The 19284-nt window shown below is 64.6% G+C and carries 20 protein-coding genes; 13 read left to right on the forward strand and 7 right to left on the reverse strand.

The annotated features are described in order from the left end of the window. Positions 1–74 precede the first annotated feature (74 nt). Positions 75–1469, forward strand: coding sequence for an argininosuccinate lyase (gene argH, locus ACNFCI_RS02535; protein ID WP_070572082.1), 1395 nt, complete (start codon positions 75–77; stop codon positions 1467–1469). Between the two features lie 37 nt (positions 1470–1506). Here the strand turns inward: argH and ACNFCI_RS02540 are convergent, their stop codons facing one another. Next, a complete protein-coding gene (locus ACNFCI_RS02540) occupies positions 1507–2166 on the reverse strand; it encodes a glutathione S-transferase (RefSeq protein ID WP_368828754.1) in 660 nt (219 codons plus the stop codon). A 147-nt stretch (positions 2167–2313) separates the two neighbouring features. Between ACNFCI_RS02540 and ACNFCI_RS02545 the strand changes: the two genes are divergently transcribed. The 3 genes from ACNFCI_RS02545 (at position 2314) to ACNFCI_RS02555 (ending at position 6040) form a co-directional block, all read left to right on the forward strand. After that, the gene (locus ACNFCI_RS02545) at positions 2314–2622 is read left to right on the forward strand and encodes a hypothetical protein (RefSeq protein WP_084855390.1); all 309 of its coding nucleotides are present in this window, start codon (positions 2314–2316) and stop codon (positions 2620–2622) included. A gap of 64 nt (positions 2623–2686) precedes the next feature. After that, positions 2687–2932, forward strand: coding sequence for a TIGR02647 family protein (locus tag ACNFCI_RS02550; protein WP_084855389.1), 246 nt, complete (start codon positions 2687–2689; stop codon positions 2930–2932). 243 nt (positions 2933–3175) lie between these two features. Further along, the gene (locus tag ACNFCI_RS02555) at positions 3176–6040 is read left to right on the forward strand and encodes a class I adenylate cyclase (protein ID WP_368828753.1); all 2865 of its coding nucleotides are present in this window, start codon (positions 3176–3178) and stop codon (positions 6038–6040) included. A gap of 33 nt (positions 6041–6073) precedes the next feature. On the opposite strand, the gene rnk is transcribed toward ACNFCI_RS02555, so the two are convergent. The 3 genes from rnk to cyaY form a co-directional block, all read right to left on the reverse strand. Next, a complete protein-coding gene (gene rnk / locus ACNFCI_RS02560; protein WP_084855387.1) occupies positions 6074–6484 on the reverse strand; it encodes a nucleoside diphosphate kinase regulator in 411 nt (136 codons plus the stop codon). Between the two features lie 133 nt (positions 6485–6617). Beyond that, the gene (locus tag ACNFCI_RS02565; protein WP_084855386.1) at positions 6618–6839 is read right to left on the reverse strand and encodes a DUF1289 domain-containing protein; all 222 of its coding nucleotides are present in this window, start codon (positions 6837–6839) and stop codon (positions 6618–6620) included. 1 nt (position 6840) lies between these two features. After that, positions 6841–7173 carry an iron donor protein CyaY gene (gene cyaY, locus ACNFCI_RS02570; RefSeq protein ID WP_043213409.1) on the reverse strand — a complete coding sequence of 111 codons (333 nt, stop codon included), beginning with the start codon at positions 7171–7173 and terminating at the stop codon, positions 6841–6843. Between the two features lie 269 nt (positions 7174–7442). Here cyaY and lptM point away from each other — a divergent pair, with 269 nt between their 5' ends. From lptM to ACNFCI_RS02600, 6 genes are read left to right on the forward strand one after another with little or no spacing between them, the layout of a single operon-like run. Beyond that, positions 7443–7649, forward strand: a complete 207-nt coding sequence (gene lptM / locus ACNFCI_RS02575) for an LPS translocon maturation chaperone LptM (protein WP_084855385.1) — start codon at positions 7443–7445, stop codon at positions 7647–7649. Positions 7650–7658: 9 nt separating this feature from the next. Beyond that, positions 7659–8906 (forward strand): diaminopimelate decarboxylase, encoded by a 1248-nt coding sequence (gene lysA / locus ACNFCI_RS02580; protein WP_084855384.1) that lies wholly within the window; start codon positions 7659–7661, stop codon positions 8904–8906. 4 nt (positions 8907–8910) lie between these two features. Then, on the forward strand, positions 8911–9741 hold the full coding sequence (gene dapF, locus ACNFCI_RS02585) for a diaminopimelate epimerase (RefSeq protein WP_084855383.1): 831 nt from the start codon (positions 8911–8913) through the stop codon (positions 9739–9741). Positions 9742–9754: 13 nt separating this feature from the next. Next, a complete protein-coding gene (locus tag ACNFCI_RS02590) occupies positions 9755–10465 on the forward strand; it encodes a DUF484 family protein (RefSeq protein WP_084855382.1) in 711 nt (236 codons plus the stop codon). Then, on the forward strand, positions 10465–11364 hold the full coding sequence (gene xerC / locus ACNFCI_RS02595; RefSeq protein ID WP_084855381.1) for a tyrosine recombinase XerC: 900 nt from the start codon (positions 10465–10467) through the stop codon (positions 11362–11364). The genes ACNFCI_RS02590 and xerC overlap by 1 nt, the downstream gene beginning before the upstream one ends. Next, positions 11361–12056 carry an HAD family hydrolase gene (locus ACNFCI_RS02600; RefSeq protein WP_084855380.1) on the forward strand — a complete coding sequence of 232 codons (696 nt, stop codon included), beginning with the start codon at positions 11361–11363 and terminating at the stop codon, positions 12054–12056. Before xerC ends, ACNFCI_RS02600 begins: the two co-directional genes overlap by 4 nt. 245 nt (positions 12057–12301) lie before the next feature. On the opposite strand, the gene sutA is transcribed toward ACNFCI_RS02600, so the two are convergent. The 3 genes from sutA to glnK all read right to left on the reverse strand — a co-directional run bounded on the left by sutA (position 12302) and on the right by glnK (position 14797). Further along, positions 12302–12628, reverse strand: a complete 327-nt coding sequence (sutA, locus tag ACNFCI_RS02605) for a transcriptional regulator SutA (RefSeq protein ID WP_084855379.1) — start codon at positions 12626–12628, stop codon at positions 12302–12304. A gap of 455 nt (positions 12629–13083) precedes the next feature. Then, a complete protein-coding gene (locus ACNFCI_RS02610) occupies positions 13084–14415 on the reverse strand; it encodes an ammonium transporter (RefSeq protein WP_084855378.1) in 1332 nt (443 codons plus the stop codon). Between the two features lie 43 nt (positions 14416–14458). Next, positions 14459–14797: a P-II family nitrogen regulator gene (glnK, locus tag ACNFCI_RS02615; protein ID WP_002555808.1), complete on the reverse strand. Its 339-nt coding sequence runs from the start codon at positions 14795–14797 to the stop codon at positions 14459–14461. A gap of 366 nt (positions 14798–15163) precedes the next feature. On the opposite strand from glnK, the gene ACNFCI_RS02620 reads away from it, so the two are divergent. From ACNFCI_RS02620 to ACNFCI_RS02630, 3 genes are all read left to right on the forward strand, one after another. Then, entirely contained in the window at positions 15164–15427 is a 264-nt protein-coding gene (locus tag ACNFCI_RS02620) for an accessory factor UbiK family protein (RefSeq protein ID WP_084855377.1), read from the forward strand. Positions 15428–15603: 176 nt separating this feature from the next. Next, positions 15604–17091, forward strand: a complete 1488-nt coding sequence (locus tag ACNFCI_RS02625; protein ID WP_084855376.1) for a YifB family Mg chelatase-like AAA ATPase — start codon at positions 15604–15606, stop codon at positions 17089–17091. Positions 17092–17498: 407 nt separating this feature from the next. Continuing rightward, entirely contained in the window at positions 17499–19283 is a 1785-nt protein-coding gene (locus ACNFCI_RS02630) for a monovalent cation:proton antiporter-2 (CPA2) family protein (RefSeq protein WP_324817657.1), read from the forward strand. Position 19284 lies beyond the last annotated feature (1 nt).

Raw genomic sequence — 19284 nt, forward strand, 5'->3', positions numbered from 1 at the left:
GCCCTGCGGCGCGTGCCCCAACCCTGCTATGATCGGCGCCACTTTTTTCGTTCACGCCTTCAACGAGTGAATCCATGAGCACCGACAAGACCAATCAGTCCTGGGGCGGCCGCTTCAGTGAGCCCGTCGACGCCTTCGTCGCCCGTTTCACCGCCTCGGTCGATTTCGACAAGCGCCTGTACCGTCACGACATCATGGGTTCGATCGCCCACGCCACCATGCTGGCGCAGGTCGGCGTGCTCACCGATGCCGAGCGCGATGCCATCATCGATGGCCTGAAGACCATCCAGGGCGAGATCGAGGCTGGCAGCTTCGACTGGCGTGTGGACCTCGAAGACGTGCACATGAACATCGAAGCACGCCTGACCGACCGCATCGGCATCACCGGCAAGAAGCTGCACACCGGCCGCAGCCGCAACGACCAGGTGGCCACCGACATCCGCTTGTGGCTGCGCGACGAGATCGACCTGATCCTGGCCGAGATCACCCGCCTGCAGCAGGGCCTGCTGGAGCAGGCCGAGCGCGAAGCCGAGACCATCATGCCCGGCTTCACCCACCTGCAGACGGCCCAGCCGGTCACCTTCGGCCACCACCTGCTGGCCTGGTTCGAAATGCTCAGCCGTGACTACGAGCGCCTGGTTGACTGCCGCAAGCGCACCAACCGCATGCCCCTGGGCAGCGCCGCGCTGGCAGGCACCACCTACCCGATCGATCGCGAGCTAACCTGCAAGCTGCTGGGCTTCGAGGCCGTGGCCGGCAACTCGCTGGACGGTGTTTCCGACCGCGACTTCGCCATCGAATTCTGCGCCGCGGCGAGCCTGGCGATGATGCACCTGTCGCGCTTCTCCGAAGAGCTGGTGCTGTGGACCAGCGCCCAGTTCCAGTTCATCGACCTGCCCGATCGCTTCTGCACCGGCAGCTCGATCATGCCGCAGAAGAAGAACCCGGACGTCCCGGAGCTGGTGCGCGGCAAGAGCGGCCGCGTGTTCGGCGCCCTGACCGGCCTGCTGACCCTGATGAAAGGCCAACCGCTGGCCTACAACAAGGACAACCAAGAAGACAAGGAACCGCTGTTCGACGCCGCCGACACCCTGCGCGATTCGCTGCGGGCCTTCGCCGACATGATCCCGGCGATCAAGCCCAAGCACGCCATCATGCGTGAAGCGGCCCTGCGCGGCTTCTCCACCGCCACGGACCTGGCCGACTACCTGGTGCGCCGTGGCCTGCCGTTCCGCGACTGCCACGAGATCGTCGGCCACGCGGTGAAATACGGCGTGGACACCGGCAAGGACCTGGCCGAGATGAGCCTGGACGAGTTGCGCCAGTTCAGCGACCAGATCGAGCAGGATGTGTTTGCCGTGCTGACCCTGGAAGGGTCGGTCAATGCGCGCAATCACATCGGCGGCACCGCACCGGCCCAGGTGCGTGCAGCCGTGGCACGCGGCAAGGCGCTGCTGGCTTCGCGCTAAATCACCCTTGGGGCCGCCTGGCGGCCCCCTTCTCATCTCAACGCTTGCCGCGCACCATCTCCAGGAACGCCGGCATCGCCGCGTCCTTGTCTGCCGCGATCTGCGCCACGTGCGGATTGTCCGCGAATGTCTTCATCAACGCCTCGGCCTGCGGGAAATCCGCCAGGAAGTCGATGTTCAGCACCTTTTTGCCCACGGCACAGGCCAGGTCCACCGAGAAGCAGAACATCAGGTCGGCCAAGGTCATCTGTTCGCCCGCCACATAGGGAGCGAAACGGCCATTGCGCTTGAGCGTGGCGAACCCTGCCAGCAAGTCGGCGCGGGCCCGCTCCTTGACCACCGGTTCAACCGCCATGCCGAAGAAGGCTTCCGGGTAGCAGGTGCGCGCCGGCAGCTCGATGTACAGCTCGATTTCCTTGAGCAGCTCACGCACCTTGGCCTGGGCGAAGGCATCGGCCGGCAGCAGCGGCTTGCCGCCCTGGGTTTGCTCGATGTAGTCGAGAATCACGCTGGTCTCGCTGAGAAAGCCGTGTTCGGTCTCCAGCACCGGCACCTTGCCCCGCGGGCTGATGGCCAGGGACTGCGGCGTCTGGCTGGGGAAGAGCGGCACTTCTTCGAAGGGCAAGCCTTTTTCCAGCAGGGCCAGCTTGACCATGTTGTAGTAATTGCTGACGGCAAATCCATGTAGCTTGAGCATTGGGTGCAGCCTCCAGGCCGTAGTGGGATGAGCCGGCTGTTTATAGCCCCATCGTCTGCGGCTGGCCAGCATCATCCGCCAGGTCGATGGCCAGGCATCGCCGACGCGGGCATGGCACACTGTGCATCCCACCCTAGGAGCACAGCCATGAGCGAGCCCAGCGACATCGACAACAATGAAGAGGAAGCCTTCGTCGAGGCGACCCTGACCCAGGCCATCGAGAACCAGATCGAAAGCGGCGAGCCGCCAGCGGCCAAGGCTACCTTCAATAAACTGACCCTGGTCGGCTACGAGCGCGAGGACATCCTCAACCTCATGGCCCATGTGCTGGCCATCGAGATCGATGCCATGCTCGATGAAGATCGTCCGTTCAACGGCGAGTGGTACGAGAACGCCCTGCGTGCCCTCCCCGAGCTTCCACCTGAAGCAGATCAAGGCGACAACGACGAAGCCTGACTACACTCCAGGATCAGGCACCGACCACGGTGCCTCCGTCCTTGTCTGGAAGTCAGGAGTCGCCATGTCCTTCACCCCCGAACTGATCGCCGAACTGGAAGTCCTCGCCCTGTTCAACCTGGACTCCCACCAGGAAGGCATCAAGGTCCACAGTAATGCCTCCCCTGCCCTGGTGGCTGCCGCCCGGCGCCTGTACGAAAAGCAACTCACCGACCAGCCCGACGGTGGCTACCTGACCAGCCTGGGGCTCGATGCCGCCCAGAGTGTCCAGCAAGTGCTGACCATCCTCAAGGCGGCACAACCGGCCTGAGCCAAACCCGCGCCTCAGGAATACCACGCCTCCTCCCCTGTGGGAGCGGGCTTGTCCCGCGATTGGGCCAGCCCTGCCATCGTAGTTGCATGGCAAGGGCTTCGCCCTTGATCGCGGGGCAAGCCCGCTCCCACAGAGGGGGCGGTAGCAGCAGGAAAATGACGTCAAAAAGCCACTTATCGCTTATCCGACTGCAATACTCAGGCTAAACTCGGCGCAGCGCCTGGAAGCCCTGAGTACGCAATGAACCGCCCCCACGAAATCCGCCCCGACCTCGACCAAGGCATCGACCGCAAGGAACTGGCGAAACTGCGTGCGCGCTTCCTGCACGTCAACCAGGGGCGCCTGGAGCGGGCACGGGAAGGCCTTTCGGCACGCCAGCAACACGTGCTGACCCTGTTGCCGCTGCTGTTCCACGTCAATCACCCGCTGTTGCCAGGCTACGTCTCGGGCAACACCCCCGCCGGCCTGTCCGGCTTCGAGCCAGGCCCGCAGTTGCTGGCCGAGGCCCAGCGCCTGGCGCGCTCCTTCACCCACAAGGCTCGCCGGGGCAATGTGCCGCAGTCCATCCACGGCCTGTTCTTGATGGGCAGCCTGGGCACGCTGGCCCAGGCCGAGCAAAGCGACATGGATGTATGGGTATGCCATGCCCCGGGGCTTAGCGAACTTGAACTGGCCGAACTGCGGCGCAAATGCCAGTTGCTCGAGGCCTGGGCGGCCAGCCAAGGCGCGGAAGCGCACTTCTTTCTCATAGAACCCCAGGGGTTCGTCGATGGCGAGCGCAATGGCCAGCTGAGCTCGGATGACTGCGGCACCACCCAGCACTATCTGCTGCTGGACGAGTTCTACCGCACCGCCATCTGGCTGGGCGGGCGCACACCCTTATGGTGGTTGGTGCCGGTGTACGAAGAGCACAACTACCAGGCCTACACCCAGACGCTGCTGTCCAAGCGCTTCATCCGTGCCGAGGACGACCTCGACCTCGGCCACCTGGCGCACATCCCGCCCGGCGAGTTCGTCGGTGCCGGGCTGTGGCAGCTGTTCAAGGGCATCGACTCACCTTACAAATCATTGCTCAAGCTCCTGCTGACCGAGGCCTACGCCAGCGAGCACCCTGGCGTGCACTGCCTGAGCCTGGACTACAAGCAGGCGGTATTCGCCAACCAACTGGACCTGGACGCTCTGGACCCGTACGTAATGGTCTATCGGCGTATCGAACATTACCTGCAAGGCCGTGGCGAAACCGCACGCCTCGAACTGGTACGGCGCAGCCTGTACCTGAAGGTCAACAAGAAGCTCAGCGAGCACGGCCGCGCCCGTGCCGGTGGCTGGCAACGCCAGTTGCTGCAACGCCTGGCCGGGGAATGGGGCTGGGACGAACGCCAACTGGCGATGCTCGACAGCCGTGCCCAGTGGAAGGTGCGCCAAGTCGCCGTCGAACGCCGTGAGCTGGTAGCCGAGCTCAACCACAGCTACCGATTCCTCACCCAGTTCGCCCGCGGCCAGAACGCCAGCACCCGGGCCGACCAACGCGACCTCAACGTCCTGGGCCGCCGCTTGTATGCAGCCTTCGAGCGCCGCGCCGGCAAGATCGAGGTGATCAACCCGGGCATCGCACCGGACCTGGCCGAGGACACCCTGACGCTAGTGCAATCGCCCAACCGAAAGGAGCCCGGCACCTGCCACTGGGGCTTGTACAACGGCAACCTGGGCGTGCACGAATGGGAGCATTTCAGCCCCATCAAACGCTGCCGCGAGCTGCTCGAGCTGCTCACCTGGGCCCATCGCAATGGCGTGATCGACAGCAGCACACGCCTGGCGCTGCACCCTGGAAGCAGTGACCTGACCGAGTTCGAGCTGTTCAATCTGCTGGGCGCCCTGCAACAGACGATCGCACTGCCACTGGAAACCGTCAGCGAGATCCGCCTGCTGCAACCGAGCGTGGCCGACGAGATCCTGCTGCTGATCAATGTCGGCATCGACCCGTTGCGCCAGCATCGCGACCTGAACATCCTGATGACCACCGAACGCACGGACTCGCTGAGCTACGCGGGCGTGCGCGAGAACCTGGTGCTGACCCTGGACCAGGTCACCCTCAACAGCTGGAACGAAGTGCTGGTGCACCGCTACGACGGCGAACACGCCCTGGTGCGCTGTCTGCGCGACTACCTCAACAGCCTCGGCCAGCGCCGTCATCGCCCGCGCCTGCGGGTGCGCTGCTTCTGCCACAACCGCGCCCAGGCCATCACCCAACGGGTCGAGGGCATCTTCGCCACCGTACAACAGTTGCTCGACCAGGGCCTGAACCACCGTTACCTGTTGCAGGTTGCGCAGCATACCCATGTGCTGGAGCTCGAGCCCGGCCAGGTCACCCTCGCCACGCTCCCTGACCACGAGGCGGTGTTGGCGTGCCTGGGCGAGGAGCGTGGCGCCTACAGCCCCCTGCACCTGGATGCCAATGCCTTGCAGGATCATGACCTGCCATTGCTGCTGGAACAGGGACGCCCCCATTGCATCCAGGTGTTCTACCGCCTGTTCGAGGGCTGGGCCGACCTGTATGTGCTCGATGAATACAACGCGCTGTGGCAACAGCGCCTGCCTTTGCAGGACGAGGCGCACCTGCTGCTACCGTTGCAACGTTTCTTGCGCTCGGTGGTGGTTCGCCGCGACGCCCAACTGCCGCTGGAGAGCCTGCAGCAGGCGTCGCTGGAGATCTTCTACTACCAGCTGCTGCCGTCGGGCAACGGCAAGGCGCGTAGCCTGGAACCGCGGCCTGTGCCGAACGAAGAGGGTGGCCGAGGTGGCTATGAAGTCCAGGCGATCCTGCAGGCCGGTGCGGATGACGAGGTGCATGTGACGCTCTACTGCGACCAGCTGGAGTTTTCCCAGCTGGAGCATGGCGACCAGCTCTATGCCGTGGTCGCCCGCCAGATTCTTGGCCAGCGCCGCAGTGCGGGCAGCTACCGCTGCTATATCACCGACCTGGACCTGTCCGAGCTGTTGGAAGATGAGCAGGGTTCGACTGCGCTGTACCTGCGCTACAAGACCGAGCTGGAGAAGGCGTTGAATGAAGGGCTGGAGGAGTTGCAGGCGGTGCGGGAGCCTTGAGATCGGGCCGCAAAGCGGCCCCTACCCTACCTTTCAAAGGTCGAAATCACCCGCCGCTTCCGGCTGGTACTCGACCTCCAGCAACGTCAGCTTGAGTGTCTTGCCGCCCGGCGCCGGCCAGTCGATCTGCTCGCCCACCGACAACCCCAGCAGCGCGCAGCCGATCGGTGCGAGGATCGACACCTTGCCTTCGCCGCCGGCATCCTTCGGGTACACCAGGGTCAGGTGATAGTCCTTGCCGCTGGCTTCCTCGCGGCAGTGCACGCGCGAGTTCATGGTCACCACCCCGGCTGGGACCTCCTCGTGACCCACCACCTGCTCGGCGCGGTCCAGCTCGTCCTGCAAGGCGAGCACACCCGGCGTACTTTCGTCGAGGCTGTCGATCAGACGCTCCAGACGCTGTACGTCCAATCGGGTGAGGATGAGGGAAGGCTTGGTGCTCATGATCCAGTCAGACTCCTTTTTAACAGGCAGATAAAGCAAAACCCCGCCCAAGGGCGGGGTTTGTGAATGCTTTTGGCGTCAACGACGCAAACCTGACACTACCACAGCCGGGCAAATACTCAAGCCCATGGCATCATTGGGTGCTGTGCTGCGCCCGCAGCACCTGGGCTTCGCGGCAGATCTGGCGGCGCCGTTCGTCGTCTGCCGAGCGCCATTCACGGATGTGTTCCACATGACGGAAACAACCGGTGCAGACCCTGCGCTCGTCGAGCCGGCAAACGCTGACACACGGCGAAGGCACCGCCGGGCTTACGTTGCTGTACAGCGGCTTGGGCGGCCGGGGTTGCTCGCTCATCTCAGATCTCGTCGAAGTCCAGCTTCTCGCCGGCGCGCTCCCAGACAATGCGCTCGAGCATCTCGCCCAGCAGTTCCTCGCTCTTCTCGCAGACCCATTTGCCGCTCTCTTCGTCATAGTCGAAGTGGAAGCCCCCCGAGCGGTCGGCCAGCCACAGCTGGCGCAGCGGCTCCTGACGGCTGAAGATCAGCTGGCTGCCACTGTCGAACTTGATGGTGAGCACCCCGGCGGAGTTCTCCATGTCCACATCCAGCCCGCTTTCATCGAACAGGTCTTCCAGGGCCTGTTGGGTCGCGTCGACCAGGTCGTGGAAACGCGCTTCGCTCAAACTCATTGCAGGAACCTCGAAATTGGCTGCTTACGGCAAGCCGGGCAAGATACGGGCGCTTGCCGGCGAATGCAAAGGTTAGCATCTGTGTCGGCGGCGCTCCGTTCGTAGGTAGAACCGCTCCCGCAGCCCAGCGTTCGGCCCAGTCGGAACGAGTTCACCCGCCAACAGCATGCAGGCTGTATGTCCGCCAGGCGGACCGGTCCTTGCATAGGCAAGCCCGCAGGCGCTCGGTATACTCGGGCGTAATACTGCATATTTCAAAGGATTCGCCAATGAAGCGCCTGATTTCCTCCCTCGCGGCGCTGGTCGCGGTTGCCTGCCTCGTTTCGGCCTGCGGTCAGAAGGGCCCTCTGTACCTGCCTGAAGAAGGCAAGGACGGCAAGGACAGCCACAAGTCGCACCAGCATCAAGCTGCCGAGCCGGCTGCACCGGTCGATGCCGCCGAACCCGCCCAGCAAGAGCCGCAGCCCGAGCAGTAAGGAAATCCAATGGACGCTTTCAACTACCGCGACGGTGAGCTGTTCGCGGAAGGCGTGGCCTTGTCGGCCATCGCCGAACGTTTCGGCACCCCCACCTACGTCTACTCGCGTGCCCACATCGAAGCCCAGTACCGCAGCTACACCGACGCCCTGCAAGGTGTCGAGCACCTGGTGTGCTTCGCGGTCAAGGCCAACTCCAACCTGGGCGTGCTGAACGTCCTGGCGCGCCTGGGCGCGGGCTTCGACATCGTCTCCGGCGGTGAGCTGGAGCGTGTGCTGGCCGCCGGCGGGCGTGCCGACCGCGTGGTGTTCTCCGGCGTCGGCAAGACCCGCGACGACATGCGCCGCGCCCTGGAAGTGGGTGTGCACTGCTTCAACGTCGAGTCCACCGACGAGCTCGAACGCCTGCAGGTCGTGGCGGCCGAGATGGGCAAGGTCGCACCGGTGTCGCTGCGAGTGAACCCGGACGTCGATGCCGGTACCCACCCGTACATCTCCACCGGCCTGAAAGAGAACAAGTTCGGCATCGCCATTGCCGACGCCGAGGCCATCTACGTACGCGCCGCGCAGTTGCCCAACCTGGATGTGGTCGGTGTCGACTGCCATATCGGTTCGCAGCTGACCACCGTCGAGCCGTTCCTCGATGCCCTCGACCGCCTGCTGGTGCTGGTCGACCGCCTGGCCGAGTGCGGCATCCACCTGCGTCACCTGGACCTGGGTGGCGGCGTCGGCGTGCGCTACCGCGACGAACAGCCGCCGCTGGTGGCCGACTACATCAAGGCGATCCGCGAGCGCGTAGGCGAGCGCGACCTGGCCCTGGTGTTCGAACCTGGCCGCTACATCGTCGCCAATGCCGGCGTGCTGCTGACCCAGGTCGAATACCTCAAGCACACCGAACACAAGGACTTCGCCATCATCGATGCGGCGATGAACGACCTGATCCGCCCAGCCCTTTACCAGGCCTGGATGGGTGTCAGCGCGGTCAAGCCACGCCAGGGCGAAGGCCGCAGCTACGACCTGGTCGGCCCGATCTGCGAGACCGGTGACTTCCTGGCCAAGGACCGCGTGCTGAACCTGGCCGAAGGCGACCTGCTGGCTGTCCAGTCCGCGGGCGCCTATGGTTTTGTCATGAGCTCGAACTACAACACCCGTGGCCGCTGTGCCGAAGTGCTGGTCGACGGCGACCAGGCCTTCGAGGTCCGTCGCCGGGAAACCATCGCCGAACTGTTCGCCGGCGAAAGCCTGCTCCCGGAGTGACCCCATGCTGCTGCGTTTCACCAAGATGCATGGGCTGGGCAACGACTTCATGGTCCTGGACCTGGTCAGCCAGCACGCGCATATCCAGCCCAAGCACGCCAAGCAGTGGGGCGACCGCCACACTGGCGTGGGCTTCGACCAGCTGCTGATCGTCGAGGCCCCCAGCAACCCGGACGTGGATTTCCGCTACCGGATCTTCAACGCTGATGGCTCCGAAGTCGAACAGTGCGGCAACGGTGCGCGCTGCTTCGCCCGCTTCGTACTGGACAAGCGCCTGACCGCCAAGAAGCGTATCCGCGTGGAAACCAAGGGCGGCATCATCGAGCTGGACGTGCGCAACGATGGCCAGGTGTGCGTCGACATGGGCCCTCCGCGCTTCGTCCCGGCTGAAATACCCTTCGTCGCCGATAAACAGGCCCTGAGCTACCCGTTGGAAGTCGACGGCCAGGTCCATTCGATCGCCGCCGTTTCCATGGGCAACCCCCATTCGGTGCTGCGTGTCGACGACGTGCGCACTGCGCCGGTGCATGAACTCGGGCCGAAGATCGAACACCACCCGCGCTTCCCGCAGCGGGTCAACGCCGGCTTCATCCAGGTCATCGACCGCCACCGCGCCAACCTGCGCGTGTGGGAACGTGGCGCCGGCGAGACCCAGGCCTGCGGTACCGGCGCCTGCGCCGCTGCCGTGGCCGCCATCAGCCAAGGCTGGATGGATTCGCCGGTGACCATCGACCTGCCGGGCGGGCGCCTGAACATCGAATGGGCCGGCCCCGGCAAGCCCGTACTGATGACCGGCCCCGCCGTGCGCGTCTACGAAGGACAGGTTCGTCTTTAAGCGAGTAACCGCCATGACCGATCAGCCCCAGGCTGCACCCAAGCAGGCCCAGGACCTCGATGCCGAGGCCGTGGTCGCCTACCTGCGCGCCCACCCGACCTTCTTCGCCGAACACGACGAGTTGCTGGTCGAACAGCGCATCCCGCACCAGCGCGGTGACAGCGTGTCGCTGGTGGAACGCCAGCTCAAGCTGCTGCGCGACCGCAACATCGAGATGCGCCATCGCCTGTCGCAGTTGATGGACGTGGCCCGGGACAACGACCGGCTGTTCGACAAGACCCGACGGCTGATCCTCGACCTGCTCGACGCGGGCAGCCTGGAGGAAGTGGTGATGGCGGTCGAGGACAGCCTGCGCCAGGAATTCCAGGTGCCCTTCGTCAGCCTGATCCTGTTCGGCGAAACGGCCGCCCCGGTCGGTCGCTGGGCCAGTAGTGGCGAGGCCCAGCAGGCCATCGGCGCGCTCCTGGGCAGTGGCAAGACGGTCAGCGGCAACCTGCGCGAGCACGAGCTGGCCTTCCTGTTCGGCGAGGAGCAACGCAAGGAAGTCGGCTCCAGTGCCGTGGCCGCCCTGGAATACCAGGGGCTGCATGGCGTGCTCGCAATCGGCAGCCGCGACCCGCAACACTACAAGAGCAGCGTCGGCACCCTGTTCCTCGGCTACATCGCCGAAGTGCTCGGCCGTGTCGTCCCACGCTTCACCCAGACCCTGCGACCGGTGCGCTGATGGAGCGCCAGCTGGAGGCTTATTGCGCACACCTGCGCAACGAGCGCCAGGTGTCCGACCACACCCTGCTGGCCTACCGTCGCGACCTGCAGAAGGTCATCGAATATTGCAACAGCCAAGGCATCGACGGCTGGGAGGCGCTGCAGGTACAGCAACTGCGCCAGCTGGTCGCACGCCAGCACCACCACGGCCAGTCGTCGCGCAGCCTGGCACGCCTGCTCTCGGCAGTGCGGGGCCTGTACCGCTACCTCAACCGCGAAGGCCTGTGCCAGCACGATCCAGCCAACGGCCTATCGCCACCCAAAGGCGAACGGCGCCTGCCCAAGACCCTGGATACCGACCGCGCACTGCAACTGCTCGATGGCGGCGTCGATGACGACTTCATCGCCCGACGCGACCAGGCCATCCTCGAGCTGTTCTATTCGTCCGGGCTGCGCCTGTCGGAGCTGACCAACCTCGACATGGACCACCTGGACCTGGCCGGCGGGTTGGTCCAGGTCCTGGGCAAGGGCGGCAAGGCCCGCGTCCTGCCGGTCGGCCGCAAGGCCCGCGAGGCCCTGCAGGAGTGGTTCAAGCTGCGCGGCATCAGCGCCCCGCGGGACAATGCCGTGTTCGTCACCCGCCAGGGCAACCGCCTCGGCCCACGCGCCATTCAAATACGGGTCAAGACTGCCGGCGAGCGCGAACTCGGCCAGCACCTGCACCCGCACATGCTTCGCCATTCCTTCGCCAGCCACCTGCTGGAATCGTCCCAGGACCTGCGCGCCGTGCAGGAGATGCTCGGCCACGCCGACATCAGCACCACGCAGATCTACACCCACCTGGACTTCCAGCACCTGGCCGCGGTGTACGACAGCGCCCATCCTCGGGCCAAACGCAGCAAAGGCACAGACTCATGAGCATCAAGCTGATCACCTTCGACCTGGACGACACCCTGTGGGACACCGCACCGGTGATCGCCAGCGCCGAGATCGTCCTGCGCGACTGGCTCGAGGCCAACGCCCCGAGCTTGGGGCCGATCCCGGTCGAACACCTGTTCGCCATCCGTGAGCGCCTGGTACAGGCCGAGCCTGGCCTCAAGCACCGGATCAGCGCCCTGCGCCGCCGAGTGCTGTTCCATGCCCTGGAAGAAGTCGGCTACAGCGCAAAACAGGCCCAGGAACTGGCCAACGAAGGGTTCGAGGTGTTCCTCCATGCCCGTCACCAGGTCGAGGTATTCCCCGAGGTGCAACCGGTGCTGGAGATTCTGCGTCACCAGTACATCCTCGGCGTGGTCACCAATGGCAACGCCGATGTGCGTCGCCTGGGGCTGGCGGACTATTTCCGGTTCGCCTTGTGCGCCGAGGACCTGGGCATCGGCAAGCCGGACCCGGCACCGTTTCTTGAAGCCCTGCGCCGTGGCGAGGTGGAGGCCAGTGCGGCTGTGCACATCGGCGACCACCCCGGTGATGACATCGCCGGCGCCCAGCGCGCAGGGCTACGGGCGGTGTGGTTCAACCCCCAGGGCAAGGCCTGGGCGGGCGAGCAGGCGCCGGATGCCGAGATCCAACGGCTTTCCCAGTTGCCGGACATCCTGACCCGCTGGCGGTGAACGGATCTGTGGGAGCGGGCTTGTCCCCCGATTAGGCCCGACCCGATATCACCGTCGCCTGGCAAGGGCTTCGCCTTGACCGCGGCACAAGGCCGCTCCCACAGGGGCAGCACTAACCACGTGTACGCTGCGCGACAGCTCAGCCCGAAGGGCTAGGTAATCTCCACAGAATCATTGCCGGCCCCACCGGATCGCCAGCCACAAAAAAGCCCGCAGCGACGGCGGGCTTTCTTGCATCCAGCCACTCAGATAGGGCGGCTGCCGTACTTGTTGTCCGGCTTCTTGGGCGGATCGGCGACCACGTTGGCTTCGACCTCTTGAACCTTGCCACCACGTGCAAGGAATTCTTCCATGGCCTTGGCCAGCGCATCGCGCTCCTTCTGCTTGGCCTCCATGCTCGGCATCTCGTCTACCGAGACCGCTGCCTTGGATTTGCCCTTGGCGGCAGGTGCGGGGCTGTCGTCTTCGCCGGCATCTTCCACGCCGTCGTCGGCTGCAGCTTCAAGGCCCTCATCGGCCTCGTCTTCGTCGCCTACTTCGAGGTCGTCATTTTCCAGATCGTCGTCGCTCATGTTCTACCTCATGACTTGCGAAAAGCAGGTTAGTTATAGACCAATGGAGCCGTAGACCGGCGTCCACCAGTGAAAATTCAACTGGCCGTGGGTTGGCCACTGCCCGGGCATCCATCTCCTGATGGGAGACTGCCGCCCTGCAGGCCCTGCTCCTGGCAGTGCCTGAAAAATCATCGAGCCATCGGCCGGAAAAAAGCGCCGGCAATTACCTGCTGGCCATGCGCTATTGCAAGCCTAGCAAAGGGTTGAGAAGAGTGTGGACAGCTCATCGAACACCCTTCGGCGCGCATTCTAGCGCGCTCGTGAAAAAAGCAAAGCTCCCTGAACGCCTGGCAACCTGTAAGTTTTTTACGAATGTCACGAACGTGCCGGGTAAACCGTTTGCCCTACGCTAAACAGCGAATTCCAGGCAAAAAAAAGCCCGGCGAACCGGGCGATTTTCTACCGCGTTGCGGTTACAGGTTGTAGCCGCGTTCGTTGTGCTGAGCCAGGTCGAGGCCGACCGACTCTTCTTCGTCATTGACTCGCAGCCCCATCAAGCCATCGAGCACCTTGAGGATCACGTAGGTGGCAATGGCGGTGTAGACCACGGTGAACAGCACGCCCTTGGTCTGCACCCAGACCTGCGCGCCGATGTCTTCGACCGCACCAAAGCCGCCCAGGGCAGGCGCTGCGAATACGCCGGTGAGGATGGCACCGACGATACCGCCGACCCCATGCACGCCGAAGGCATCCAGAGAGTCGTCGTAGCCGAGCTTGCGCTTGAGGCTGGTGGCGCAGAAATAGCAGATCACGCCCGAAGCCAGGCCGATCACCAGCGCGCCCATCGGGCCAACGGTACCGGCAGCCGGCGTGATGGCCACAAGGCCGGCGACCACACCCGAGGCGATGCCCAGGGCACTCGGTTTGCCGTGGCCGATCCATTCGGCGAACATCCAGCCCAGTGCCGCGGCGGCGGTGGCGATCTGGGTGACCAGCATGGCCATGCCGGCGGTGCCGTTGGCGGCGGCGGCGGAACCTGCGTTGAAACCGAACCAGCCGATCCACAGCATCGCGGCGCCCATCAGGGTATAGCCCAGGTTGTGCGGGGCCATCGGCGTGGTCGGGTAGCCCTTGCGCTTGCCCAGCACCAGGCAGCAGACCAGGCCTGCGATACCAGCGTTGATGTGCACCACGGTGCCACCGGCGAAGTCCAGTACGCCCCAGTCCCACATCAGTGCACCGTCACCGCTCCAGACCATATGGGCGATCGGTGCGTAGACCAAGGTGAACCACACGCCCATGAACACCAGCATCGCAGAGAACTTCATGCGCTCGGCGAAAGCACCGACGATCAGCGCCGGGGTGATGATGGCGAAGGTCATCTGGAAGGTGATGAACACCGCTTCGGGGAACAGCGCGGCAGCCGAGGTCAGGCTCTGAGGCGTGACACCGCTGAGGAACGCCTTGGAAAAGCCGCCGACGAAGGAATTGAGGTTGACCACGCCTTTTTCCATACCGGAGGTATCGAATGCCAGGCTGTAGCCATAGATGACCCAGAGAATGCTCATCAGGCCGGTGATGGCGAAGCATTGCATCATCACCGACAGCACGTTCTTCGAGCGCACCATGCCGCCGTAGAACAGCGCCAGGCCCGGAATGGTCATGAACAGCACCAGCGCCGTGGCGGTGAGCATCCAGGCGGTGTCACCGGAGTTCAGCGCCGGGGCAGCGTCCTCTGCCAGGGCCAGGCCGGGCATTACGAGGGACAATAGGGCTCCTAGCCCTGCGATCTTGCGCAGAGTCATGTTGTTTTCTCCTGGGGCGTTGGGTTTGGTGAGGCTGTGGTGCTTAGATCGCGTCGGTATCGGTTTCGCCGGTACGGATGCGAATGGCCTGCTCCAGATTGACCACGAAGATCTTGCCGTCACCGATCTTGCCGGTGTTGGCCGCCTTGGTGATGGCTTCGATGACCCGGTCAAGATCCTTGTCGTCGATGGCGACGTCGATCTTCACCTTGGGCAGGAAATCGACCACGTACTCGGCACCGCGGTACAGCTCGGTATGGCCTTTCTGCCGACCGAAGCCTTTGACTTCGGTCACGGTGATGCCCTGCACGCCGATTTCCGACAGCGACTCGCGCACGTCGTCCAGCTTGAACGGCTTGATGATGGCAGTGACTAGCTTCATGAAACTTCTCCCGATTTGGTGGACTTGCCCCAGGAAAACAAACCCGTCTCAAGTCTAAGCGCAGCGCCTGGCTTTGTAACGCGCCGTCGGCGGCATCTGGCATCGCATGCGCGCTGCCTGGTTCAAGGAACTGCATCAGTGCATGGCTCGCAGAGGTCTTAGCAGAAACCTTGCCAGCTCGAACAAAGCCATAAAAAACAAAGAGTTACTGTAAATCCGAGTGCTGGGCCAATCGCTATCAGGCAAAACGCGCACAATTATGGTGCATGCTGGCCTGGCGTATTGCGCAAAACCTGTGCAGCGCGAGCCCCGCCGGGGCGCGTGTTACACTGCCCGTCTTCTCATTGATTCAGCGGACAGCCCAACATGCTCGCGCCAAAAGCCTTCCTCGACGCCCTGAGCGACCAGGCCTCCCGCCTGTTCAGCGGCGACACCGCCCAACCCCGCGCCGAACTGGAAAGCCAGTTCAAGGTCCTGATGCAAGGTGCCTTCAGCAAGCTGGACCTGGTCAGCCGGGACGAATTCGACAGCCAGATGGTCGTCCTGGCGCGCACCCGCGCCCGCCTGGAGGCGCTGGAGAAGCAACTGGCCGAGCTGGAGGCTCGGGTCGCGCCGCCTGCCCAGGAATAACGACCGCCGCTCCCTATGGGTGCGGGCTCACCCGCGAAGGGCCGCACAGCGGCCCCTGGCCTTGACCCGGTTCGCTGCAAAACCCCGACGCACTCTTTCCCGATAGCCTTTCCCCAGGCGCTCTATGCTTGCCAAACCGCAGGAAGCGGTTCCCCACAAGCGACCACGGAGTGTCCATGTCCCTCGCCCTCGTCCACAGCCGCGCCCAGGTCGGAGTACTGGCGCCCGCTGTCAGCGTCGAAACCCACCTGGCCAACGGCCTCCCAACCCTGACCCTGGTCGGGCTGCCCGAAGCCACGGTCAAGGAAAGCAAGGACCGGGTGCGCAGCGCCATCGTCAATTCCGGGTTGGACTACCCCAACCGACGCATCACCCAGAACCTCGCGCCCGCCGACCTGCCCAAGGACGGCGGCCGTTACGACCTGGCCATCGCCCTGGGCATCCTCGCGGCCAATGGCCAGGTACCAGTGGCGGCTTTGAGCGAGATCGAGTGCATCGGTGAGCTGGCCTTGTCGGGTGGGTTGCGCCCGGTACAGGGCGTCTTGCCGGCGGCGCTGGCGGCACGGGAGGCCGGGCGAGCGTTGGTCGTGCCGAAGGAGAATGCGGAAGAGGCGAGCCTGGCGAGCGGCCTGGTGGTCTATGCGGTGGGCCATCTACTGGAGCTGGTCGCCCACCTCAACGGCCAGGTGCCCCTGCCACCTTACGCGGCCAACGGTTTGCTGCTGCGCAGCCGGCCCTACCCCGATCTCAGCGAAGTACAAGGCCAGGCCGCAGCCAAGCGTGCGCTGTTGGTGGCGGCGGCGGGAGCCCATAACCTGCTTTTTACAGGCCCGCCAGGTACCGGCAAGACATTGCTCGCCAGCCGCCTGCCCGGGTTGCTTCCCCCACTGGATGAACGCGAAGCCCTGGAAGTGGCGGCGATCCAGTCGGTCAGCGGCCATAAGCCGCTGGACTGCTGGCCACAGAGGCCTTTCCGACACCCTCATCACTCAGCGTCAGGACCGGCCCTGGTGGGCGGGGGCAGCCGGCCGCAACCAGGAGAGATCACCCTGGCGCACCATGGCGTGCTGTTTCTGGACGAACTGCCAGAGTTTGAGCGGCGTGTACTCGAAGTACTTCGCGAACCCTTGGAGTCCGGCGAGATCGTGGTGGCGCGGGCCAAGGACCGGGTCCGCTTCCCGGCGCGCTTCCAGTTGGTGGCTGCGATGAATCCCTGCCCGTGCGGCTACCTGGGCGACCCTACCGGGCGCTGCCGCTGTAGCACCGAACAGATCCAGCGCTACCGCAACAAGCTTTCCGGCCCCCTGCTCGACCGCATCGACCTGCATCTGACCGTGGCACGGGAAAGCACGGTGCTGACCAACGACCCCAGCGGCGATTCCAGCGCCAGCGTCGCCCGCCTGGTGGCCGAGGCCCGCGAGCTGCAGCAACGCCGCCAAGGGTGCGCCAATGCCTTTCTCGACCTCAATGGCCTGCGCCGCCATTGCGTGCTGGAGCCTGCCGACCAGGCCTGGCTGGAGGGTGCCTGCGAGCGTTTGACCTTGTCGTTGCGCGCAGCCCATCGCCTGCTCAAGGTGGCCCGCACGCTGGCTGACCTTGAGCAGGTGGAGCGCATTGGCCGTGCGCACCTGGCCGAAGCGCTGCAGTATCGGCCTGGTTCCTGATCATGGCAGTGCAGGCGACTCGATCGCGGGGCAAGCCCGCTCCCACAGGTTTGCCGCCGTGCTCAAGGTGGCGATGACGTGTAGGAGCTGGCGGAGCCTGCGATGGGCCGCAAAGCGGCCCCTTGAGTCTGAAGAGCTCCACCGTTTGAAGGCTTGGGGCTGCTTTGCAGCCCATCGCAGGCTGTCGCCAGCTCACACCGAGACCGCGCCGCTCTAAAAACTCGCGAAATCCCTGAGGGCTTGTCCGGCGATGGGGCCTGCAAAGGTGCCAATGACAGAACGCTGCTTCTCGGGAAACCCGGATTGTCCTGTTTCGATCCCAGGACGAAAATGCGCCCCTCGCTTACCCTGGCGTAAGCTGATACCGCTGCGCCAATCCCCCACAAGCCGCTCAAGGAGCCCGAGCAATGCCCCACGAAGGCAGCCTTCTACAAACCGCAGTGATCTTCCTGCTCGCCGCTGTCCTGGCAGTCCCGCTGGCCAAGCGTCTGCAACTGGGCGCAGTGATCGGCTACCTGCTCGCTGGCGTGGCCATCGGCCCACAAGCCCTGGGGCTGATCCGCGATACCGAAAGCGTCGCGCATATTTCCGAGTTGGGTGTAGTTCTGCTGCTGTTCATCATCGGCCTGGAGCTGTCGCCGAAACGCCTGTGGCTGATGCGCAAATCGGTGTTTGGTGTCGGCACCGCCCAGGTGTTGCTGACCGGCGCGGTCATCGGCGCCATCGCCCTGTTCGGCTTCGGCCAGTCGCTGCCGGCAGCGATCGTGCTCGGCCTGGGCCTGGCATTGTCGTCCACCGCCTTGGGCCTGCAGAGCCTGGCGGAAACCAAGCAGCTCAACGCCCCTCACGGGCGCCTGGCATTCGCCATCCTGCTGATGCAGGACATCGCAGCGATCCCGCTCATCGCCCTCGTCCCTCTGCTGGCCGCCAGCGGCCCGGACACCAGCCAGGGCGACAGCCTGGAACATGGCCTGAAGGTGTTCGCCAGCATCGCCATCGTCATCGTCGGCGGCCGTTACCTGCTGCGCCCGGTGTTCCGCACCGTAGCCCGTACAGGCATCCCTGAGGTCTCGACCGCCACTGCACTGTTGGTGGTGATCGGCACCGCCTGGCTGATGGAGGAAGCCGGCATTTCCATGGCCCTGGGCGCCTTCCTCGCCGGCCTGCTGCTGGCGGATTCCGAATACCGCCATGAGCTGGAGTCGCAGATCGAACCGTTCAAGGGCCTGCTGCTGGGCCTGTTCTTCATCAGCGTAGGCATGGGCGCCAACCTGGGCTTGCTGCTGGAGATGCCCTTCGTGCTGCTGGGCCTGACCCTGCTCCTGGTCGCGGTGAAGTTGGCGCTGTTGATCGGCGTCGGCCGCGTCGCAGGTCTGAGCAGCACCAGTGCTCTTCGCCTGGGCATGGTACTGGCGGCGGGCGGTGAGTTCGCCTTCGTGGTGTTCAAGCTGGGCAAGGACCAGGGCCTGCTCGACACCCAGACCTACGACCTGCTGTTGATGACCATCACCCTGTCGATGGCCATCACGCCCCTACTGATGCTCGGTTGCGCCCGCGCCCTCAAGCGCCCGCAAGCCACGCGTGAAGTGCCCGAACAGTACAAGCAGATCCAGACCGACACGCCACGGGTGGTGATCGTCGGCATGGGCCGCATGGGCCAGATCGTTTCGCGCATCCTGCGCGCCCAGAAAATCCCCTTCATCGCCCTGGAAACGTCTGTGGACGCCATCGAGATGACCCGCATGTTCGAGCAGGCCCCGGTGTTCTACGGCGACCCGCTGCGCCCGGAGGTGCTGCACGCGGCCAAGGTCGGCGAGGCGGAGTATATCGTCATCACCACCGACGACCCCGACGTCACCACCCGCACGGCGGAGCGGGTCAAGCGCCTGTACCCGCACCTGAAGGTGTTGGCCCGCGCACGCAACCGCCAGCATGTGCACAAGTTGGTGGATGTAGGCGCCGAGCCGATCCGCGAGACGTTCTACTCCAGCCTGGAGATGAGCCGCCGGGCATTGGTCGGGTTGGGCTTGAGCGACGAACAGGCAGCCGACCGGATCGAACGGTTCGCCCAGCATGACGAAGAGGTGCTGGTCGCCCAAGGGCAGGTACGCGATGACCGGGCCAAGGTGATGCAGACGGCCAAGGAGGCGCGGTTGGAGTTGGAGCGGTTGTTTGAATCGGATACTGATTGAG

Origin of the sequence: Pseudomonas sp. NY15356 (assembly GCF_048068175.1) — a bacterium.
Lineage (GTDB): Bacteria > Pseudomonadota > Gammaproteobacteria > Pseudomonadales > Pseudomonadaceae > Aquipseudomonas > Aquipseudomonas putida_K.